Raw genomic sequence first — 18,663 nt, 5'->3', positions numbered from 1 at the left:
CAGCCGTGCCCGTTCCCGGTTTCACACGGAGCCCACATGACACCGAACCACAATCCATCCCGGGACCGCGCGCAGGCCGAGGTGACGGAATTCGTCGCGAAGCTGATCTACGAGCGCACCTACCACCGGGTGTGGGAGGACGCGACCCAATGGGCGCGCAACGACAGCGTCTCGTGCGCCGAGACGGTGGTGGATGCGTTGCGGCAGGCGGCGCTATTGCCGGGCGAAACCGCACCGGCGCGCCGTCACGCGGCGCCTTGCTGAGCCGGCGTGCTTTCCGGGAGCGGGTCGCGGTCGCGCGAATCCGCGAGCGCGAGCAGACCGGCGAGCGCTTCGCCATCGCCGAGGGCGGCCGCTTTCTCCCGCGCGGAAAGCGCGCCGAGCGCCTCCGGCAGGCTCGCGGAATCGGCGATCTTGGCCCGCGCCACCAGACGCTCGGGGGCGTAATCCCCACGCCGGCGCATCCCGCCGTCGGGCAGGAAGGCGAGATGGGCCGCCCTCAGAGTCGCATCGCCCCGCAACCGGGCCACCGCCTCGCCCGCGCGCAGGTCCACCGCCAGCCGCTCGGCGATTTCGCCCGCCCGCTCCAAGACCTGCGGCGGCGTGCGCTCCTCGGGGACCATGAGAAGGCCGAGCCGCCGCAACCCGGTCCCCGCGCCGCGCAACGCCGTGAGCGCCACCAGCGGCACGGCGAGCACGAGGCCGAGGATCACCGGGCTCATCCACCAGAACAGGGGCGCGGCGATCAGATAGGCGACCGCGCCGAGGGCGAGGCCGAGCAGGGTGTGAAAGCCGTAGCGCCGCAGCAGGTCGCCGAGCGGCACCGAGCCGTCGTCGCGCCGCTGGGGCTGCCAGCCGGAATCGCGGCCCATGAGGATGCTCGCCACCGCCGCCGATTGGATGATCATCATGATCGGCGCCATCAGGCCGGACAACAGGGTCTCCAGCAGCACGCCGAGAAAGGCCAATATGCCGCCGCCGAACCCGCGCCGGCGGCGGCCGTCGCACAGCATCAGGACATAGGCGATCAGCTTCGGCGCCAGCAGCACCGACATGGTGCCGGCGAACACCCAGGCGGCGCGCACCGGATCCTGCGCGGGCCAGCTCGGGAACAGCGAGAATTGCGAGGGGAAATAATCCGGCGGCACGAACCGCCCCTGCAACGACACCAGCAAGCCGGCCGCGAGCATGGCGAGCCAAAGCGGCGCCGTGATGTAGGAGCCGATGCCGGTCAGAAGATGCAGGCGGCTGACAAAGGCGAGCCCGCGCGCAGGCAGCACGGCGGCGTGCTGGAGATTGCCCTGGCACCAGCGCCGATCGCGTACCGCAAGGTCGGTCAGCGAAGGCGGGCCTTCCTCGTAGCTGCCTTCGAGGGCGGGCACCATGTGCACCGCGAAGCCGCCGCGCCGGATCAGCGCCGCCTCGACGAAATCATGGCTCAGGATATGCCCGCCGAAGGGCTTGCGGCCCCGCAGATGGGGCAGGCCGGCGCATTGCGCGAAGGCGCGGGTGCGGATGATGGCATTGTGGCCCCAATAATTGCTGTCGCTGCCGTGCCACCAGGCGAGGCCGTGCGCCAGCAGCGGCCCGTAGAGCCGTCCCGCGAATTGCTGGAGCCGCGCGAACAGGGTGCGCCCGCCGACGATGATCGGCAGGGTCTGGATCAGCCCCACGCCGGGATTGCGCTCCATGGCGGCGGCCAGGCGCACGATGGCGTCGCCGGTCATGACGCTGTCCGCGTCGAGCACGATCATGCTCTCATAGGCGGCGCCGAAGCGCGTCACCCACTCGCCGATATTGCCGGCCTTGCGGTCGATATTCTTCGCGCGCCGCCGGTAGAAGAGATGGCCCGCGCCGCCGGTGCGCGCGCGCAGGGCAAGATAGCCCGCCTCCTCGGCGATCCACACGTCGGGATCGGTGGTGTCGGAGAGGATGAAGACGTCAAACCTTTCCCCCTGCCCGGTGGCCAGGAGCGATTCGTACGTGGCCTGGAGCCCCGCCATCACCCGCGCCGGGCTTTCGTTATAGCAGGGCATCAGCAGCGCCGTGCGGGCGGTCACCTCCGGCAAGGGCGCGTTTGGATCGATGCCGAGCGGCCCGGCGCCGTGGCGCAGCAGGGAGAACATGCCGCTCAGTGCGCTGGTGCAGGAAAACGCGATCCAGGCGAACAGGATCACGAACAGCACCAGCACCACGCCTTCCAGCCAGGAGAGCGCGCCGACCGACAGCACCAGATACATTTCCCACGCCGCATAGGCGGTCATGGCGATCGCGCCGCCGATCACCAGCACCCGCCGCCAGACGAGCCCGGCCGGCGCGGTCTCGGGCCGGCCGGCGGGGGGCGGCCGCACCGAGAGCGACTGCACCGGCATGGCGAGCGGCGCCGGCGGGGGCAGCGCCGGCGCGACGGCCTCGGGCGGCGGCACCACGCCGGCCGGCGCGATGCGCGGGTTCGTCAGGCTGTCCATCGATAGACCCAGACTTCGGAAACCGCGTCCTTGTCGCGCAGGATCTGAGCGCGCAGCTCGGCCAGCTCGGCATTCTGCGGATCGAGCACGAACGAGAGCCGCCAGCCCTGGATGTCCGGATTGGGCTGCAACACCAGATCCTTCACCGCGCCGGCGCTGGCCGAAACCTCGGCGCGCAGGGTGGCGATGTCCATGTCCTTCAGCTTGTCGCCCACCACATCCACGACGAACAGGCGTCCGGTGCCGGCGACGCCGGTGCGGGTGGCGCCGAAGCGGGCCGGCGGGGCCGCCTCGCCATGATCCCAGGCCCAGTACAGGCGATAGGTGAAGGCATATTCCCCGCCCTTGCGCAGCACCTCCTTGGGCCGCCAATAGGCCACGATATTGTCGTGCACCTCCTCGCGGGTGGGAATCTCGATGAGGTGGACGGCGCCCTCGCCCCAATCGCCGATGGGCTCCACCCACACGCTCGGGCGCTTCTCGTAGCGCGCTTCAAGGTCCTGATAGTCGAAGAAGGACCGCTGGCGCTGCATCAGGCCGAAGCCGCGCAGGTTGGAATCGACGAACTGGCTCACCTCCAGCCGCTTGGGATTGGTGAGCGGCCGCCACAGCCGCTCGCCCCGGCCGTTGATGATGGCGAGCCCCTCGGCATCGCGCACGGCGGGGCGAAAATCGTCCACGTCGTTGCGGTCGTTGGGGGCGAAGAAGAACATGGAGGTGAGCGTCGCGATGCCCGCCTGGTCCATGTCGGCGCGGGGATAAAGGCTCATCTCCACCGCCATGGCGGTGGGATCGCCGGGGCGGATGGTGAAGCGGAACGCCGCCGCCGCGCTCGGGCTGTCCAGCAGCGCATGCACCACGACCGAATCCGTATCCGGCCTCGGCCGCTCGATCCAATAGGCGACGAACAGCGGAAATTCCTCGCCGCCGGGATCGCCGGTCTTCACCGAAAGCCCGCGCGCGGAGGAGCCATAGACCTGCCCCTTGCCGACCGCGCGGAAATAGCTCGCGCCCTGGAAGGCGGCGACCTCGTCGAAATAATCCGGCCGGTTCATGGGCGCGTGCAGGCGGAAGCCGGAAAAGCCGAGATTGTCCTTGGGGTCCGGCGCCGCGACATTGTGCTCGAAATTGAACAGCTCGGGGGAATAGGCCAGCGGCCGCGCCTTGCCGTCGGCGACGATGGCGATGTCCACCCGGTCGCGGAACAGAAAGCCGCGGTGGAACATCTGCAATTCGAACGGCAGCTTCTCGCCGCGCCAGAGCGCCTTGTCCGGGTTGAAGCGGATGTTGCGGTAATCGTCGTAGCTCAGCTTGTCGAGCTGGGAGGGCAGCTTCTGGTCGCCCGCCTTATAGGCCTTGGCCGCGCGCTCGCGGGCGAGCTGGCGCACCGTATAGGCATCGAACGGTGTGCCTTCTCCCGCCGGGGCGGGGGTCTGCGCCTGCGCCTGCGCCGCGAGCCCGCCGAAGAACGAGGCGCCGAGCGCCCCCATGAGCGGAAAGAAAGCGGCGGCCTTGACGACCTGGCGTCGATGCATGGACGAGCCTCATAATGCGAAGGTGCCGCAGATCGCCTTCCCTGAGAGTGCGATGCCGCAGCTTAACGGTGGGCGTGGGGATTGGTTCCGCAGCGCAATGGCGGCATCAGGGCGCGCTCGCGACCGCTCTGGGGCGGTGCTCAGAAATGACTGAAGCTGAGCTGCTCCAGAACCATGGGGTTGCAGGCCTGGTCCAGCAGGTCGAGCCCGCCGTGGGAGCGTGTTTCGCCGATGATGGTGCAGGGCACGCCGGCCTTCCGCGCCGCCGCGAGAAAGGCCTCCACCTCCCCGGGCGGGATTGTGGCGGCGATCTCATAATCGTCCCCGCCGGTCAGGGCGGTGGCGAACAGCGCCGGCTCCGCCGTCACCGCCGCCCGCGCGGCGGGCGAGAGCGGCACGCGCGCGGCAAAGATCCGGCCGCCGCAGCCGGAGGCCGAGAGCATCTTCGCCACGTCGCCCACGAGCCCGTCGGACACGTCCATGCCCGCGGCCGCGTGGTCGCGCAGCGCGCCGGCCAGGGCCAGGCGCGGCTGGGGATGCAGATAGCGATCGGCAAGATGGGCGGTAAGCACGGGATCGAGGTTCGCGAAGCCCGGCCGCGCCGGATCGAGCCGCCATTGCAGCCCCAGCGCCGCATCGCCGATGGTGCCCGAGACCACGATCGCCTGACCCGGCCGGGCGCCGGTGCGCGGCACGAAGCGCCCGCGCGGCACGGCGCCGAAGGCGGTGATCGAGAGCGTGAGCGGCCCCGGCGTATGCACCGTGTCGCCGCCGAGGATCGGGCAGCCGTAGAGATCCGCATCGGCGCCGAGGCCGGCGGAAAAGGCTTCCATCCATTCCGGCGCAACGTCGCGCGGCAAGGCGAGCGCCAGCAGCGCGCCGAGCGGGCGGGCACCCTTGGCGGCCAGGTCGGAGAGGTTCACCCGCATCACCTTGCGGGCGATGGAAGCCGGCGGATCCTCGGGAAAGAAATGCACCCCCGCGACCACGGCATCCTTGGTCAGGACCAGGTCGCAATCGGCCGGCGGGGTCAGGATGGCGGCATCGTCCAGCAGCCCGCGCGCGGCGGCGTCCGTGGCGATGGGCCGGAAGAACCGGCCGATGAAAGCATCCTCGCCCGAACCGCCGTCCGCGACCATCTCAATCGGTTCCGCTGCGGGCGAATTCGCCGGCGCGCAGGTCGCGCGCAAGGGCGTCCAGCACGGCGTTGACCATGCCGGTCTCGTCGCGGTCGAGGAACGCGCCGGCGACATTGACATATTCCGCGATCACCACGCGCGCCGGCACGTCCGGGCGCGCGGACAGCTCGAACGCGCCCGCGCGCAGCACCGCGCGCAGCACCACTTCCACGCGGCGCAGCGGCCAGCCGTCGGAGAGCGCCTTGTCCACCAGGGGGTCGAGCGTGCGCTGGTCGCGCACCACGCCTTCCACCACGTCCTTGAACAGGGTCACGTCGGCGTCGGGATATTGCGTGCCCTCCACCTCCTGCCCGAGCCAATGGCTCTGGAATTCGGCGAAGATCTCGTTCACCGGCGTGCCGGCCACGTCCATCTGATAGAGCGCCTGCACCGCGCCCAGGCGGGCGAGGCTCTTGCGCATGGGTTTCGGCGCGGTCTCGCTCATTCCGACACCCGGCGCTTGAGGCGCAGCAGGTTCAGCGCCGCCTCGGCCGCGCCGCCGCCCTTGTTGCCCTCGGAGACGCGCGCGCGCTCCCAGGCCTGCGGCTCGGTGTCCACGGTGAGGATGCCGTTGCCCACGGGCATCGCATGGGCAAGGCCGAGGTCCATGAGGCCGCGCGCGGATTCGCCCGCCACGATCTCGAAATGATAGGTCTCGCCCCGGATCACGCAGCCAAGCGCGACGATGGCGTCGATCGGCTCGCCGCTGATTTCGGCGCCGTCCATGGCGATCTCGGCGGCGATGGGAATCTCCAGCGCGCCGGGCACCGTCACCACCTCCACGTCGACCCCGGCCGCTTCCAGCGCGGCGCGCGCGCCGGCGAGCAGTTCGTCGGCCAAGGCCTCGTAATAGCGGGCTTCCACGATGAGCACCCGCGCGCCGGAAACCGGCTCCACCGCGGTGCCTGCGCGCTCGTTGCGCGTGCTGACCATGTCAAATCACTCCTGAATTGGGCGCGAGGGGTACGCGCCGCGAGGGAACTCCGCAAGTCGCGCCGCATAGCGCGCCATCAGGTCCACTTCGAGATTGATGTCGTCGCCCGCTTTCACGCCCCCCCAGGAGGTGACCGCCAGGGTGTGGGGAATGAGCAGGCAGGTGAAGAAATTGCCGTCCACGGTATTCACCGTGAGCGAGGTGCCGTCGAGGCAGACCGAGCCCTTGGCGGCGATGAAGCGGGCAAGATCCGCCGGCGCCTCGAAGGTGAATTTGGTGGTCTCGGCGAAATCCTCGCGCGCTTGAACGCGCGCCATGGCGTCCACATGGCCGGTGACGATATGCCCGCCGAGTTCCGCGCCGATGGCGAGCGCGCGCTCCAGATTGATGCGCCGCCCCGCCTGCCATTGCGCCACCGTGGTGATGGCCAAGGTCTCGGGCGCCGCATCCACGGTGAAGAGGCTGCGCCGGGGGCCGCCCTCGCGCACGCCCGTCACCGTGAGGCAGACGCCGGAACAGGCGATCGACGCGCCGATGGCGATGCCGGCGGGATCATAATCCGAGGCGATGGTGAGGGTGCGCACCTCGTGATGGGCGGCAACCTCGGTGAGAAGGCCAAGATCCGTGACGATGCCGGTGAACATGGTGTGCGTCCAAATCCATAGGGACCCGGCGGCACCCGCGTTCCTGCCGGAACGCCCGTGGCACCGCCCGGCCACGCGGCGCGCGCGCCAGGGTGCGCCGCAAAAGCCAGATGTCACGCCCTTAGAGCATGTCGCGGCGAAAATCGCGTCCCTTTTTCGCGAGGGCGCGGCGCCGCGGCGCATGGCGCCCCTGCGTCTGGCGCGGGTGGCGGGCGCAGCGGCCTCAGCGTCGGCGCAGCCGCGTGAGATGATCCGCGCCAAGGTCCGCACGCTCCACCTCAACGAAGCCAACCGGCGCGGAAAGGCGCTCCAGCGCCCGCCCCGGAAGGGCGTCGAGCGCGTCGGGGCCGAGGGTGCCGGCGCCCCGCAGGAGCGCCACTTCATCCACGAGGCCTGAATCCAGCAGGGCAACGGCCAGGTGCGGGCCGCCTTCCACCATCAGGCGGGTGACGCCCAGCAGCCCGAGCAGATGCAGGCTCGCGCCGAGATCGAGCCGCCCGTCGCCCGCGCGCGGCACGCGCAGCACTTCGAGCCCGAGATCCACCAGGATGCGCTCCGGGCCGAGGGGGGCATCCTCCGCGCAGATCACCCAGACCGGAACTTCCTGCGCGGTGCGCACCAGGGCTGAGGTCGGCGGCAGGCGCAAATCGCTGTCCAGCACCACGCGCACCGGCGAGCGCCCTTCCAGGCCCGGCAGGCGGCAGGTGAGCATGGGATCGTCCGCCAGCACGGTGCCGATGCCGACCATGATGGCATCGCTATGGGCGCGCATGAGATGGACGCGGGTGCGCGCCTCCTCCCCCGTGATGGCCGCCGGACGGGGACCGGGCAGCGCCGCCTTGCCGTCGGCGGAAACCGCCATCTTCAGCAGCACATGGGGCCGGCCGCGCGTGACGCGGCTGATATGGCCGGCATGATCCTCCAGCGCCTGTTCGGCGCCGACCCCCACCGTGACCCAGATGCCGGCGGCCCGCAGGCGCGCGACGCCCCGGCCCTTCACGCGATGGTCGGGATCCTCGATCGCCGCCACCACCCGGCTGATGCCGGCGGCGACCACCGCATCCGCGCATGGCGGCGTGCGGCCGTGATGGGAGCAGGGTTCGAGCGTGACATAGAGCGTCGCCCCGCGTGCGCCCTCGCCGGCCTGCGCGAGCGCCAGCGGCTCGGCATGGGGCCGCCCGGCAGGGGCGGTGCCGGCGGCGCCGAGGATCCTGGGGCCGTGCTGCGTCTGCCGCACGACAATGGCGCCAACCGAGGGATTGGGCCAGGTGCGGCCGAGGCCTTCCTGTCCGACCCGCAGCGCCTCGGCCATCAGGCGTTCGTCTTCCTGCGGGGAAATGACCGCCTCTGGGGCTGCCATGGGATCAGTCCTCGCGCGCCGGGGACGCCACCGGCGCGGGCCGGCCCTCGCCGTCGCTCGACAGCTCGCCGAGGAGGCTCTCGAAATCCTTCGCCTCGCGGAAATTGCGATAGACCGAGGCGAACCGCACGTAAGCCACGTCGTCGATCTGCTTGAGGCCTTCCATCACCAGTTCGCCGATGGTCTCCGAGGTGATGTCGCTGTCACCGAGGCTTTCCAATTGCCGCACCAGGCCGGAAAGCATGCGCTCCACCCGCTCCGGCTCCACCGGCCGCTTGCGCAAGGCGATCTCCACCGAGCGGGCGAGTTTGTCCCGGTCGAACGGCACCCGCCGGCCGGAGCGCTTCAACACCATCAGCTCGCGCAATTGCACGCGCTCGAACGTGGTGAAGCGGCCGCCGCAATCGGGGCACACCCGGCGGCGGCGGATGGCCGTATTGTCCTCGGTCGGCCGGCTATCCTTGACCTGGGTGTCCAGGCTTCCGCAGTACGGACACCGCATGTTGGATAGCCCCCCGGCGCCCCGCGCTCAGCTGTAGATGGGGAAGCGCGCGAGAAGCTCGGCCACCTTCCCGCGAACCGCCTGTTCCACCAGGCTATCCTCGTCCGTGCCCTTCTGCGAGAGCACGTCGAGGACTTCCGCGATCATGTGGCCCACCTGCTGGAATTCCGCCACCCCGAAACCGCGCGTCGTGCCCGCCGGCGTGCCGAGACGCACGCCCGAGGTGACGAAGGGCTTTTCGGGATCGAACGGAATGCCGTTCTTGTTGGTGGTGATGTGGGCCCGCCCGAGCGCCGCCTCGGAGACCTTGCCGGTCAGCCGCTTGGGGCGCAGGTCCACCAGCATCAGATGGGTGTCGGTGCCGCCCGAGACGATGGCGAAGCCGTGGCCGCGCAGCGTGTCGGCGAGCGCCTTGGCATTCTCCACCACATTCTTCGCATAGATCTTGAACGAGGGCTGGAGCGCCTCGCCGAACGCCACCGCCTTGCCGGCGATGACATGCATCAGCGGGCCGCCCTGGATGCCGGGGAAGATCGCCGAATTGATCTTCTTGGCCAGATCCTCGTCATTGGTCAGGATCATGCCGCCGCGCGGGCCGCGCAGGGTCTTGTGGGTGGTGGTGGTCACCACATGGGCGTGGGGGAACGGGCTCGGATGCGCGCCGCCCGCCACCAGGCCGGCGAAATGCGCCATGTCCACCATGAGCTTGGCGCCCACCGAATCGGCGATGGCGCGCATCTTGGCGAAATCGATGATGCGCGGATAAGCCGAGCCGCCGGCGACGATCACCTTGGGCTTATGCTGGTCGGCGAGCCGCGCCACTTCCTCGTAATCGATGCGCTGGTCGTCCTCGCGCACGCCATAGGGGATGGGCGTGAACCACTTGCCGGACATGTTGACCGGCGAACCGTGGGTCAGGTGGCCGCCGGCCGCCAGATTGAGGCCGAGGAACACGTCGCCGGGCTGCATCAGGGCGAAGAACACCGCCTGATTGGCCTGGCTGCCGGAATTGGGCTGCACATTGGCGAAGCTGCATCCGAACAGCTTCTTCGCCCGGTCGATCGCGAGGTTTTCCGCCACGTCCACGAACTGGCAGCCGCCGTAATAGCGCTTGCCGGGATAGCCCTCGGCATATTTGTTCGTGAGCACCGACCCCTGGGCTTCGAGAACCGCGCGCGAGACGATGTTCTCGGACGCAATGAGTTCGATTTCCTCGCGCTGGCGACCGAGCTCCGCGGTGATGGCGGCGGCGATCTCGGGATCGCTCTCCGAGAGCGGCGCGGAGAAGAAGCGGGTCAGATCCTCCGTGACGGAGGCGCGGTTCGCGTCGAGCGAGGCCATGAAGGTGGTCTCCGAGGGTTTCGCTGCGCCGGCTCGCGGCACGGCTGGCGCGAACTTGGGCAGGGGTGGTCGCTTAGCACAGGGTAGCGGCCAAGTCCAAAGCCGCGCCCCCCCCTTTCCGGCACGGCTGGCTTGCGCGCGCGGAAGCGCGCGGCACAAGGGCGCGCCGCAAGGCACGCGGCGCGGCGGCGACAGGGCGCGCCCGCGCCCTGCCCGCTCCACGCGGCATCAGCGCGGGTTGAAGTTGACCGGCACCGTGAGGCTGATGGTGCTGCCCGTGACTTCCGGCGGCGGCGCCGGCACGGGCGAGGCGCGCTGGATCAGGGCCAGCACTTCCCGGTCCAGGGCGGCGGAGCCGGCGGAGCCGGCGAGGCTCGAGGACACGACCCGCCCCGAACGGTCGATGGTGAAGCGCAGGCGCGCCATGCCCTTGTCGCCATTGGCATCGGAAGGATAGCGCTTATAGCGGTTGAGGTGCGCCATCAGCTGCCCGCGCCAGGTCGCCTGCGCCGCCGAGCTGGCGGAGGATGCGCCGACCGCGGGCGCCGCGGCCGTGGCGGCCACCGGCGCATCGGTCTTCGGCGCGGCGGTGGTGGCCGGCGCGGCGGGCTTGCGGCTCGCCTTCTTCTTCGGCGGCTCGGGCTTTTCCTGCGGCTTCGGCTTTTCCTTCACCTCCTCCACCGGCTTCTGCTGGGGCAGCATCACCTCGGCCATGGGCGGGGGCGGCGGAAGCTCGAAGACTTCTTCCACCTTCTCCATCACCTGCGGCTCGGGCGGCGGGGGCGAATCATCCAGCGTGTCGGGTGCGTCGGGCACTGGCTCGGGCGCCTTCACCATGGGCGGGCCGGGCGCGACATCCGGGGTTTCCGAGGGCGAGGACACCGCGAGATCCGCGAGTTCGATCACCATCGCGGCGGCCGGAAGGTCGCCCTCCTGCTCGCGCTGCCAATAGAGGCCGATATAGACCAGCGCGCCGTGGATGAGGAAGATCACCAGCGCCGCCAGGGCCCAGCGCGCCACGAACGCGAGAACCTCGGCGCGCGTGGGATGGTGCCAGTGAAAATGGGGATGGTGGATCGTCGTCACCGCCCTGCCCCTGGCGTGGCGGACGCGGGCGCGGCAGAGGGCGCGGCAGGCGGCGCGGAAGCTGGCGCGGCGCTGCCGGGAGCTGCGGGCGCGGCCCCGCCAGGCGCGCCTTCCAGCCCCACCAGCGCCACCTTCAGATAGCCGGCGTTGCGCAGGAGGTTCATCACCTCCATCACGTCGCCATAGGGCACGGAGCGGTCGGCGCGCACGAACACGCGCTGCTGCTTGTCGCCGTTCGAGGCGGCGTCGAGCACCCGGCCGAAGCCGTCGCACGGCACCTGGTCATTGCCGAGCGACAGGGAGAGATCGCTTTTCACCGTGAGAAACAGCGGCTTGTCCGGGCGCGGCTGCGGCTGGGCGTTGGAGGTCGGCAGGTCCACCTGCACGTCCACCGTGGCGAGCGGCGCGGCCACCATGAAGATGATCAGCAGCACCAGGATCACGTCGATGAAGGGCGTGACGTTGATTTCGTGGTTTTCGGCGAGATCGTCCCCGCCGAGATCGAGCTTCGCGGCCATGGCTCACTCCGCCGCCGCGCGCAGGGGCGGCACGGCGATGCCCGCATCCTGCCGGTCGAGATCGCGCGAGAGGTGCCGCAGCACTTCGGAAGAGGAATCCCCGAGCGTCGCCTTGTAATTGGCGATGGCGCGGGCGAACACGTTGTAGATCACAACCGCCGGAATGGCGGCGACAAGGCCGATGGCGGTGGCGAGCAGCGCTTCCGCGATGCCCGGGGCCACCACGGCGAGATTGGTGGTCTGCGCCTTCGAGATGCCGATGAAGCTGTTCATGATGCCCCAGACGGTGCCGAACAGACCGACGAACGGAGCGGTCGCGCCGATGGTCGCGAGAAGGCCCGTGCCCACCTGCATGCGGCGCGTGGCATAGGCATCGATCCGGCTGAGGGAAATCGCCACCCGCTCCTTGATGCCTTCGGCCGGCAGGCCGCGCGAGGCCTCAAGCTCCGCCAGGGCGGCGCGCACCAGGCGATTGGTGGTGGTCTTGGCGGTGCCGAGCGCGCCGGCGGCCGGCAGGAGCCCGCTCGACTGGCGCAGGATCTTGAGGCCGCGCCGCGCCTGGCCGAGCGCCAGGATGAGTTCGAGCACCTTCACCACCGCGACGGTCCAGGTGACCACGGAGGCGAAGGCGAGCCCGAGCATCACCGCCTTCACCACCAGATCCGCCGCCATGAACATGCCCCAGGGCGAAAGATCATGCGGCAGGATCAGCGATGCAGAGGTTGCGGCGGGGGCCGCCGGCGCGGCGCGCGGGGCGTCCGGGCCGGGAGCGACCGAAGCGGGGCCGACCGCCGGCTGAGGTGCGCCGGGCGCAGCGGCGCCGGGCGCCGAGGAGACAGGAGCGGAGGATACCGGAGCGGAAGAGAGCGGAGCGGCGGGCGAGGCAGGCAGCGCGGGCAAGCTGGGCTGCGCGGGCGAGGCCGCCGGGGCGGCCTGCGCTTGCGGCGCCGGCTGCTGCGCCATCACTTCAGGTGCCGCAAAGGCACCGGCCAGGACCAGGGAAAGAATCGAACCCCAACGGACGCATGCGCGGGGCATGCATGAAAATTCGCGTGTCGACATCGCGCTTCACCGGCAAGAAATAAAGAAAGCTGGTTTGGCTGGCGACCCGCTGCGGGGATTGGCTGGCTGACTCATTTCTTACGCCATCAAAGGAGCGACGTTAAGCTTTTTTCGCGGCTGCGACCATGCGCCCGGATACCGCTGCGTCATGCCGCCTCACGTTTTCGCCGCGCCGGACGCACGCCACGGCCGGTCGGCGCGGCCCGCTTCCCGTCTTCGTGTCCGGGCGCGGGATTGACGCCGTCCCCGTCCTCGCTTAACGCGTCGGCGCTCCTGACACTGATGGAAACGCGCCCCGCGCCATGGCCGAACTCGCGCCGAAGACCTCGCCTCGTATTTCGTTCGTCTCGCTTGGCTGCCCGAAGGCCCTGGTGGACAGCGAGCGCATCATCACGCGGCTGCGCGCCGAAGGCTATGAACTCTCCCGCGGCCATGACGGCGCGGACCTCGTGATCGTCAACACCTGCGGGTTCCTGGACAGCGCGAAGGCCGAGAGCCTCTCGGCCATCGGCGAGGCGCTGGCGGAAAACGGCAAGGTGGTGGTCACCGGCTGCATGGGCGCCGAGCCCGAGCAGATCCGCGCGGTGCACCCGAGCGTGCTCGCCATCTCCGGCCCCCAGCAATATGAGAGCGTGCTTGCCGCCGTGCACGAGGCGGTGCCGCCGCAGCATGATCCGTTCCTGGATCTGGTGCCCGAGCACGGCATCAAGCTCACCCCGCGCCATTACGCCTATCTGAAGATCTCCGAGGGCTGCAACAATCGCTGCACCTTCTGCATCATCCCCAAGCTGCGCGGCGACCTTGTGAGCCGCCCCCTCGCCGATGTGATGCGCGAGGCCGAGCGCCTCGTCGCCGCCGGGGTGAAGGAATTGCTGGTGATCTCGCAGGACACCTCGGCCTATGGCGTCGACATCAAATATGCCGAGAGCCTGTGGCGCGACCGCGAACGCGCCGCCCGCTTCTTCGATCTCGCCGAGGCGCTGGGCGAACTCGGCGCCTGGGTGCGCCTGCATTATGTCTATCCCTATCCCCATGTGGACCGGGTGATGGACCTGATGGCGAGCGGCAAGGTGCTGCCCTATCTGGATATTCCCTTCCAGCACGCGAGCCCGACCGTGCTCCGGCGCATGAAGCGGCCGGCCTCGCAGGAAAAGACCCTGGCGCGCGTGCAGGCCTGGCGCGCGGCGGTGCCGGAGCTGACCTTGCGCTCCACCTTCATCGTTGGCTTTCCCGGCGAGAGCGAAGAAGAATTCACCGAGCTCCTCGACTTCCTGAAGGAAGCCGAGCTGGACCGCGTGGGCTGCTTCAAGTTCGAGCCGGTGGCCGGCGCCCCCGCCAACGAGATCGCCGCCCCGGTGCCGGACGAGGTGAAGGCCGAGCGCTACGACCGCTTCATGAAGACCCAGCAGGCGATTTCCGCGCGCCGGCTCAAGCGCAAGGTGGGCACGCGCCAGCAGGTGATCATCGACAGCGTCGGCCCGGCCGGCGCCATCGGCCGCACCAAGGGCGATGCGCCGGAGATCGACGGGCGCGTGCATGTGGCTTCGCGCCGGCCGCTGCGGGTGGGCGAAATCACCTCGGTCAAGATCGAGGCGGCGGACGCCTACGACCTGCGGGGCACCGCCGTCGGCTTCTGAGGCCGGGCGCGCTTCACGGCAAGAGCGCCAAAAGAAAACGCGGCCGGGGGCGCCGACCGCGTTCAAAATCACCGAAATCCCGCGAGATCATGCAGACCCGCGCAGGCCGAAGGGTTCAGCCCTCGTCCTCGTCGGTGTGCTCGGGCGGCACGAGGCCCTGGAGGCCGGCCAGCAGCTCTTCCTCGGTCATGCGGTCGAGCACGATGTCGGTATCGTCGCTGGACCCGACGCTGGAGGCGATCATCGGCACCGTCTCGGGTTCCGGCTCGTCCACCTCGGTATACTTCTGCAAGGTGTGGATGAGGTCTTCCTTCAGATCCTCGGGGCTCACCGTCTCATCCGCGATCTCGCGCAGGGCAACGACCGGATTCTTGTCGTTGTCGCGGTCGACGGTGATCGGCGCCCCTGAGGAAATCATGCGGGCGCGGTGGCCGGCGAGGAGAACCAGCTCGAAACGGTTGTCGACCTTGTCGATGCAGTCCTCAACGGTGACACGGGCCATGGGCTCGGCACTCCCTCGTGCGCGGTAAGATAAGGTAGGATGTTCGTTTGAAGAGGGCTTGTTTACAGGAAAGCCCGGGATGCGGCAAGGGCAGGCGGGCTTTTCACTTGCGCTCCGCTTAAGTCTGGCGGAGAAAGGGCGGAATTACCATTTTATACCCATTCCAGCTTGTAAACTCTCCCTCTTGGTTTTGGACGCCCTTTATGAATGGACTGGAAAAGATCGCGCTGCTTATTGATGGCGCCAATCTCTATTCAGCGACAAAGGCTCTCGGGTTCGACATCGACTATAAGCGCCTCTTGAAGGAATTTCAGTCGCGCGGATATCTGCTGCGCGCTTTTTACTACACGACCTTGATCGAAGATCAGGAATACTCTTCCATCCGGCCGCTGCTGGATTGGCTCGATTATAACGGCTATTCCGTGGTCACAAAGCTGGCACGCGAATTCACCGACTCCCAGGGCCGCCGCCGGGTGCGCGGGAACATGGATATCGAAATCGCCGTGGACGCGATGGAACTCGCCGGCCACGTGGATCATATCGTGCTGTTTTCCGGCGACGGCGATTTCCGCTCCCTGGTCGAAGCCTTGCAGCGCAAGGGCATTCGGGTCAGCGTCGTCTCCACCGTTTCCACCCAGCCGCCCCTGATCTCCGACGAATTGCGCCGGCAGGCGGATATTTTCCTCGATCTCGTGGACCTGCAATCCAAGATCGGCCGCGATCCCGCCGAGCGGCAGGGGCGGATGCAGGAAACGCCCCGCTTCCTGGAGCGGCGCGGCTCTCCCCTGCCCGACGCCGACGAGCCCTGATCCTTGATGGAACGCCAGCCGGGGCATGACTGCCCCCTGTGCCCGCGCCTCGCGGCGTTTCGCGAGCAATGGCGCGCGGCCGAACCCGCTTGGTTCAACGCTCCCGTGCCCGGCTTCGGCCCGCACGATGCCCGCCTGCTGATCGTTGGCCTTGCGCCCGGCCTGCGCGGCGCGAACCGCACGGGGCGCCCGTTCACCGGCGATTTCGCCGGAGACCTGCTCTATCAGACCCTGCTCGATTTCGGCTTCGCCACGGGCACCTATGGGGCGCGCCCCGACGACGGGCTGGAATTGCGCGATGCGCGCATCGTCAATGCGGTGCGCTGCGTCCCCCCGGAGAACAAGCCCACCACCGAGGAAATCCGCACCTGCCGGCCGTTCCTCCATTCCGCCATCGCCGCCGTGCCGAACCTGAAGGCGATCATCGCGCTCGGCAAGATCGGCCATGATTCAACCGTCGCCGCGCTGGGCGAAAAGGTGTCGCGCGTGAAGTTCGGCCATGGCGCCCAAGCCCAGATCGGCCCCCTGCGCCTGTTCGGCAGCTATCATTGCTCGCGCTACAACACCAATACGGGCGTGCTGACGCCGGCCATGTTCGCCGACGTCTTCCGCGCCGCAAGGGCCTATCTGGAGAGCGGCGCCGGCCGCTAGCCGGCCACCCGGCGGCGCAGGAATTCCAGCACGTTGCCGGCATTCTCGTGGGGTGGGAACACGGGATAGAAGACGTGTTCCACCACCCCGTCCTCGATGATCAGGGTGATGCGCTTCAGCAGCACCTTGCCATCCACCGTGAAGGTCGGCAGCGAAATCGCCCGGGTGAATTCCAGGCTGTGGTCGGACAGCAGCGGAAACGGCAGATGCAGCCGCTCGGCGACTTCGCGCTGGTAGTCGGTGTCCTGGGTGGAGAGACCGAACACGTGGTGCGCCCCGACCTCGATCAATTGCTCGAAATGATCGCGGAAGGCGCAGCTCTGCGGGGTGCAGCCGCGGGCGCCGGGAATCTCGTCCCAGCCCTCCGGGTTCGGCGTGTCCGGCTGGCCGGTGCGCGGGTAGCAATAGACCACGATGCGCCCGGACAGGTTGGACAGGTCCACCCGCCGACCGTCGGTCGCCGCCAGCGGGATGATCGGCAGTTCCAGGCCCGGCAGATGGCTCGCCATGCCATCGTCCTCGGGCACCGGAAGATTATCGGGAAGTTCGCTCCAGTCGGCCACGGCTCCGCCCCATCTCCTGGCCGGTGCGGGGAGTGCCCGGCCCGGCGTGTCGTATCCTAGATCGTTTACGCATTTTCTTCACGCGAACCGGGTCCGCTTTGCTCGAAAATGCTCTCGCAAAGGCGCGCCCGCGATCCAGCCGCCTCGCGCGTCGTGCGCGGCCTATCCGCGATCCCGCATCAGGCGGGCCTTGTCGCGGCCCCAGTCGCGTTCCTTCACGGCCTCGCGCTTGTCGTGGGTCTTGCGGCCCTTGCCGATCGCGACCTCGACCTTGGCGCGGCCCTGCTCGTTGAAATAGATCTTCAGGGCGACGATGGTCATGCCCTCGCGCTCCACCGCCTGGGCGAGCTTGCCGATCTGGCGCTTGTGCATCAGCAGCTTGCGGGGGCGGCGGGTCTCGTGGTTGAAGCGGTTGGCTTCCAGATATTCGGGAATATAGGCGTTGTAGAGCCACAATTCCCCGTTCTTGGCGGCGGCGTAGCTCTCGCCGATGGTGGCCTTGCCGCTGCGCAGGCTCTTCACCTCGGTGCCGGTCAGCATGATGCCGGCCTCGAAGACCTCGCCGATCTCATAATCGAAGCGGGCACGCCGATTGTCGGCGACCACTTTGCGCGGCAGTTCTTTCTTCTTTTTTTCTGACATTTGCATCCGGGGACGGCGGCGGCAGAGCGGACCTCTGCCGCCGCGCGCTGTCCCTCAACCTCAGTTCAGGAGGCCCGCGTGGGCCATCGCGCTGCGCACGACCGCACGGGTGGTTTCGGAAACCGGCACCATGGGAAGCCGCACGTCCTCGGCCATCTTGCCGAGCAGCGACAGCGCGAACTTGGTCGGTGCCGGATTGGTCTCAACGAACAAGGCGGTGTGCAGGGGAAACAATTTGTCCTGCAACGCCAGGGCGGCCTTGAAGTCGCCGGCGAGGCAGGCGCCCATCAGTTCCGCGGAGAGGCGCGGCGCCACGTTCGACGCCACCGAGATGCAGCCATGGCCGCCATGGGCCATGAAGCCCAGCGCGGTCGCGTCCTCGCCCGAGAACTGGATGAAATCGGTGCCCAGGGTCAGGCGCTGCTGGGACACGCGCGCCAGATTGGCGGTCGCGTCCTTCACGCCGACGATGTTCTTCAGCTCGTACAGCCGCGCCATGGTCTCGACCGACATGTCGATCACCGACCGGCTCGGAATATTATAGATGAAGATCGGCAGGCCGACCGCGTCGTTGATGGCCTTGAAGTGCTGAAACAGGCCCTCTTGCGTGGGCTTGTTGTAATAGGGCGTGACCACCAGCAGGGCGTCGGCGCCGACCTTCTCGGCATGGCGCGAGAATTCCACGGCGCTCTCGGTGGAATTAGAGCCGGTGCCGGCCATGACCGGCACGCGCCCCTTCGCCTGCTCGACGCAGATTTCGATCACGCGATTGTGTTCCTCATGGCTCACCGTCGGGCTCTCGCCCGTGGTGCCGACCGGAACCAGGCCGTCGATGCCCTCGGCGATCTGCCAATCGACGAAGTCGCGGAATGCTTTTTCATCCAGCGCACCATCCCGGAAAGGAGTGACCAGGGCCGTAAACTGACCCCGGAAGTGCGGCAGGGACGACGAGGAGGACATGGCAGGTGCCTTGTTGTGAAAAACGATTCGCGCACGCCTGTTTCAGCGGGCGGATCGCATCAGATAAACTGTTGCGGGCCGGCCGGAAAGGGTCGCGCAAGCTGCGGCCCTCGTTTTGCCGGTTTCGTGAGGCTGGTGGACCCGTGAAATTTGCGGCGCCGGCCGCTTAGCATTTCGTCAAGGCTGATCGAGAACAATACGGCGGACCATCCGGCCTCGAACACGGTCGCGCGGCGTCAGGTTCCCCCGAGCCGCGCCAGGACGTGAGGAA

At 68.6% G+C, this 18,663-nt stretch carries 20 protein-coding genes; 4 read left to right on the top strand and 16 right to left on the bottom strand.

Going from position 1 to position 18,663, the window contains the following annotated elements; translation table 11 throughout:
- Window positions 1-36: 36 nt before the first annotated feature.
- A complete protein-coding gene (locus V5F84_RS12210) occupies window positions 37-264 on the top strand; it encodes a hypothetical protein (protein WP_394045777.1) in 228 nt (75 codons plus the stop codon).
- Here V5F84_RS12210 and mdoH read toward each other — a convergent pair.
- The 12 genes from mdoH to exbB form a co-directional block, all read right to left on the bottom strand.
- Window positions 246-2,468 carry a glucans biosynthesis glucosyltransferase MdoH gene (mdoH, locus tag V5F84_RS12205; RefSeq protein WP_394045779.1) on the bottom strand — a complete coding sequence of 741 codons (2,223 nt, stop codon included), beginning with the start codon at window positions 2,466-2,468 and terminating at the stop codon, window positions 246-248. The genes V5F84_RS12210 and mdoH overlap by 19 nt on opposite strands.
- Window positions 2,456-4,003, bottom strand: coding sequence for an OpgD/OpgG family glucan biosynthesis protein (locus V5F84_RS12200; RefSeq protein WP_394045781.1), 1,548 nt, complete (start codon window positions 4,001-4,003; stop codon window positions 2,456-2,458). Before V5F84_RS12200 ends, mdoH begins: the two co-directional genes overlap by 13 nt.
- A gap of 140 nt (window positions 4,004-4,143) precedes the next feature.
- Window positions 4,144-5,142, bottom strand: coding sequence for a thiamine-phosphate kinase (gene thiL / locus V5F84_RS12195; protein WP_394045783.1), 999 nt, complete (start codon window positions 5,140-5,142; stop codon window positions 4,144-4,146).
- Between the two features lies 1 nt (window position 5,143).
- Window positions 5,144-5,626, bottom strand: a complete 483-nt coding sequence (gene nusB, locus V5F84_RS12190; protein ID WP_394045785.1) for a transcription antitermination factor NusB — start codon at window positions 5,624-5,626, stop codon at window positions 5,144-5,146.
- Window positions 5,623-6,114 carry a 6,7-dimethyl-8-ribityllumazine synthase gene (gene ribH, locus V5F84_RS12185; RefSeq protein WP_394045787.1) on the bottom strand — a complete coding sequence of 164 codons (492 nt, stop codon included), beginning with the start codon at window positions 6,112-6,114 and terminating at the stop codon, window positions 5,623-5,625. Before ribH ends, nusB begins: the two co-directional genes overlap by 4 nt.
- A 6-nt stretch (window positions 6,115-6,120) precedes the next feature.
- Complete coding sequence (locus V5F84_RS12180; RefSeq protein WP_394045789.1) at window positions 6,121-6,759, bottom strand: riboflavin synthase; 639 nt, start codon at window positions 6,757-6,759, stop codon at window positions 6,121-6,123.
- Window positions 6,760-6,982: 223 nt separating this feature from the next.
- A complete protein-coding gene (gene ribD, locus V5F84_RS12175; protein WP_394045791.1) occupies window positions 6,983-8,119 on the bottom strand; it encodes a bifunctional diaminohydroxyphosphoribosylaminopyrimidine deaminase/5-amino-6-(5-phosphoribosylamino)uracil reductase RibD in 1,137 nt (378 codons plus the stop codon).
- Between the two features lie 4 nt (window positions 8,120-8,123).
- A complete protein-coding gene (nrdR, locus tag V5F84_RS12170) occupies window positions 8,124-8,621 on the bottom strand; it encodes a transcriptional regulator NrdR (protein ID WP_394045793.1) in 498 nt (165 codons plus the stop codon).
- 27 nt (window positions 8,622-8,648) lie between these two features.
- Window positions 8,649-9,962: a serine hydroxymethyltransferase gene (glyA, locus tag V5F84_RS12165; protein ID WP_394045795.1), complete on the bottom strand. Its 1,314-nt coding sequence runs from the start codon at window positions 9,960-9,962 to the stop codon at window positions 8,649-8,651.
- 228 nt (window positions 9,963-10,190) lie between these two features.
- On the bottom strand, window positions 10,191-11,048 hold the full coding sequence (locus V5F84_RS12160; RefSeq protein ID WP_394045797.1) for an energy transducer TonB family protein: 858 nt from the start codon (window positions 11,046-11,048) through the stop codon (window positions 10,191-10,193).
- Entirely contained in the window at window positions 11,045-11,566 is a 522-nt protein-coding gene (gene exbD, locus V5F84_RS12155; RefSeq protein ID WP_394045799.1) for a TonB system transport protein ExbD, read from the bottom strand. Before exbD ends, V5F84_RS12160 begins: the two co-directional genes overlap by 4 nt.
- 3 nt (window positions 11,567-11,569) lie before the next feature.
- The gene (gene exbB, locus V5F84_RS12150) at window positions 11,570-12,529 is read right to left on the bottom strand and encodes a tonB-system energizer ExbB (protein WP_394045801.1); all 960 of its coding nucleotides are present in this window, start codon (window positions 12,527-12,529) and stop codon (window positions 11,570-11,572) included.
- A gap of 401 nt (window positions 12,530-12,930) precedes the next feature.
- Between exbB and rimO the strand changes: the two genes are divergently transcribed.
- A complete protein-coding gene (gene rimO / locus V5F84_RS12145; RefSeq protein ID WP_394045803.1) occupies window positions 12,931-14,265 on the top strand; it encodes a 30S ribosomal protein S12 methylthiotransferase RimO in 1,335 nt (444 codons plus the stop codon).
- A 115-nt stretch (window positions 14,266-14,380) separates the two neighbouring features.
- On the opposite strand, the gene rpoZ is transcribed toward rimO, so the two are convergent.
- Window positions 14,381-14,767 (bottom strand): DNA-directed RNA polymerase subunit omega, encoded by a 387-nt coding sequence (gene rpoZ, locus V5F84_RS12140; protein ID WP_394045805.1) that lies wholly within the window; start codon window positions 14,765-14,767, stop codon window positions 14,381-14,383.
- A 203-nt stretch (window positions 14,768-14,970) separates the two neighbouring features.
- On the opposite strand from rpoZ, the gene V5F84_RS12135 reads away from it, so the two are divergent.
- Both V5F84_RS12135 and V5F84_RS12130 read left to right on the top strand, forming a co-directional pair.
- Complete coding sequence (locus V5F84_RS12135) at window positions 14,971-15,576, top strand: LabA-like NYN domain-containing protein (protein ID WP_394045807.1); 606 nt, start codon at window positions 14,971-14,973, stop codon at window positions 15,574-15,576.
- Window positions 15,577-15,582: 6 nt separating this feature from the next.
- A complete protein-coding gene (locus V5F84_RS12130) occupies window positions 15,583-16,227 on the top strand; it encodes a uracil-DNA glycosylase (RefSeq protein WP_394045809.1) in 645 nt (214 codons plus the stop codon).
- Here V5F84_RS12130 and V5F84_RS12125 read toward each other — a convergent pair.
- The 3 genes from V5F84_RS12125 to dapA form a co-directional block, all read right to left on the bottom strand.
- The gene (locus V5F84_RS12125) at window positions 16,224-16,736 is read right to left on the bottom strand and encodes a peroxiredoxin (protein ID WP_394045830.1); all 513 of its coding nucleotides are present in this window, start codon (window positions 16,734-16,736) and stop codon (window positions 16,224-16,226) included. The two genes, V5F84_RS12130 and V5F84_RS12125, sit on opposite strands and share 4 nt — an antisense overlap.
- A 216-nt stretch (window positions 16,737-16,952) precedes the next feature.
- On the bottom strand, window positions 16,953-17,432 hold the full coding sequence (gene smpB, locus V5F84_RS12120) for an SsrA-binding protein SmpB (RefSeq protein ID WP_348848376.1): 480 nt from the start codon (window positions 17,430-17,432) through the stop codon (window positions 16,953-16,955).
- A 60-nt stretch (window positions 17,433-17,492) separates the two neighbouring features.
- Entirely contained in the window at window positions 17,493-18,392 is a 900-nt protein-coding gene (gene dapA, locus V5F84_RS12115; protein ID WP_394045812.1) for a 4-hydroxy-tetrahydrodipicolinate synthase, read from the bottom strand.
- Window positions 18,393-18,663 lie beyond the last annotated feature (271 nt).

It is taken from the genome of Roseixanthobacter liquoris (assembly GCF_043195135.2).
Lineage (GTDB): Bacteria > Pseudomonadota > Alphaproteobacteria > Rhizobiales > Xanthobacteraceae > NCEH01.
Note: the sequence above shows the minus strand (reverse complement) of the source record. Positions and strands in the feature narration are given on the sequence as shown.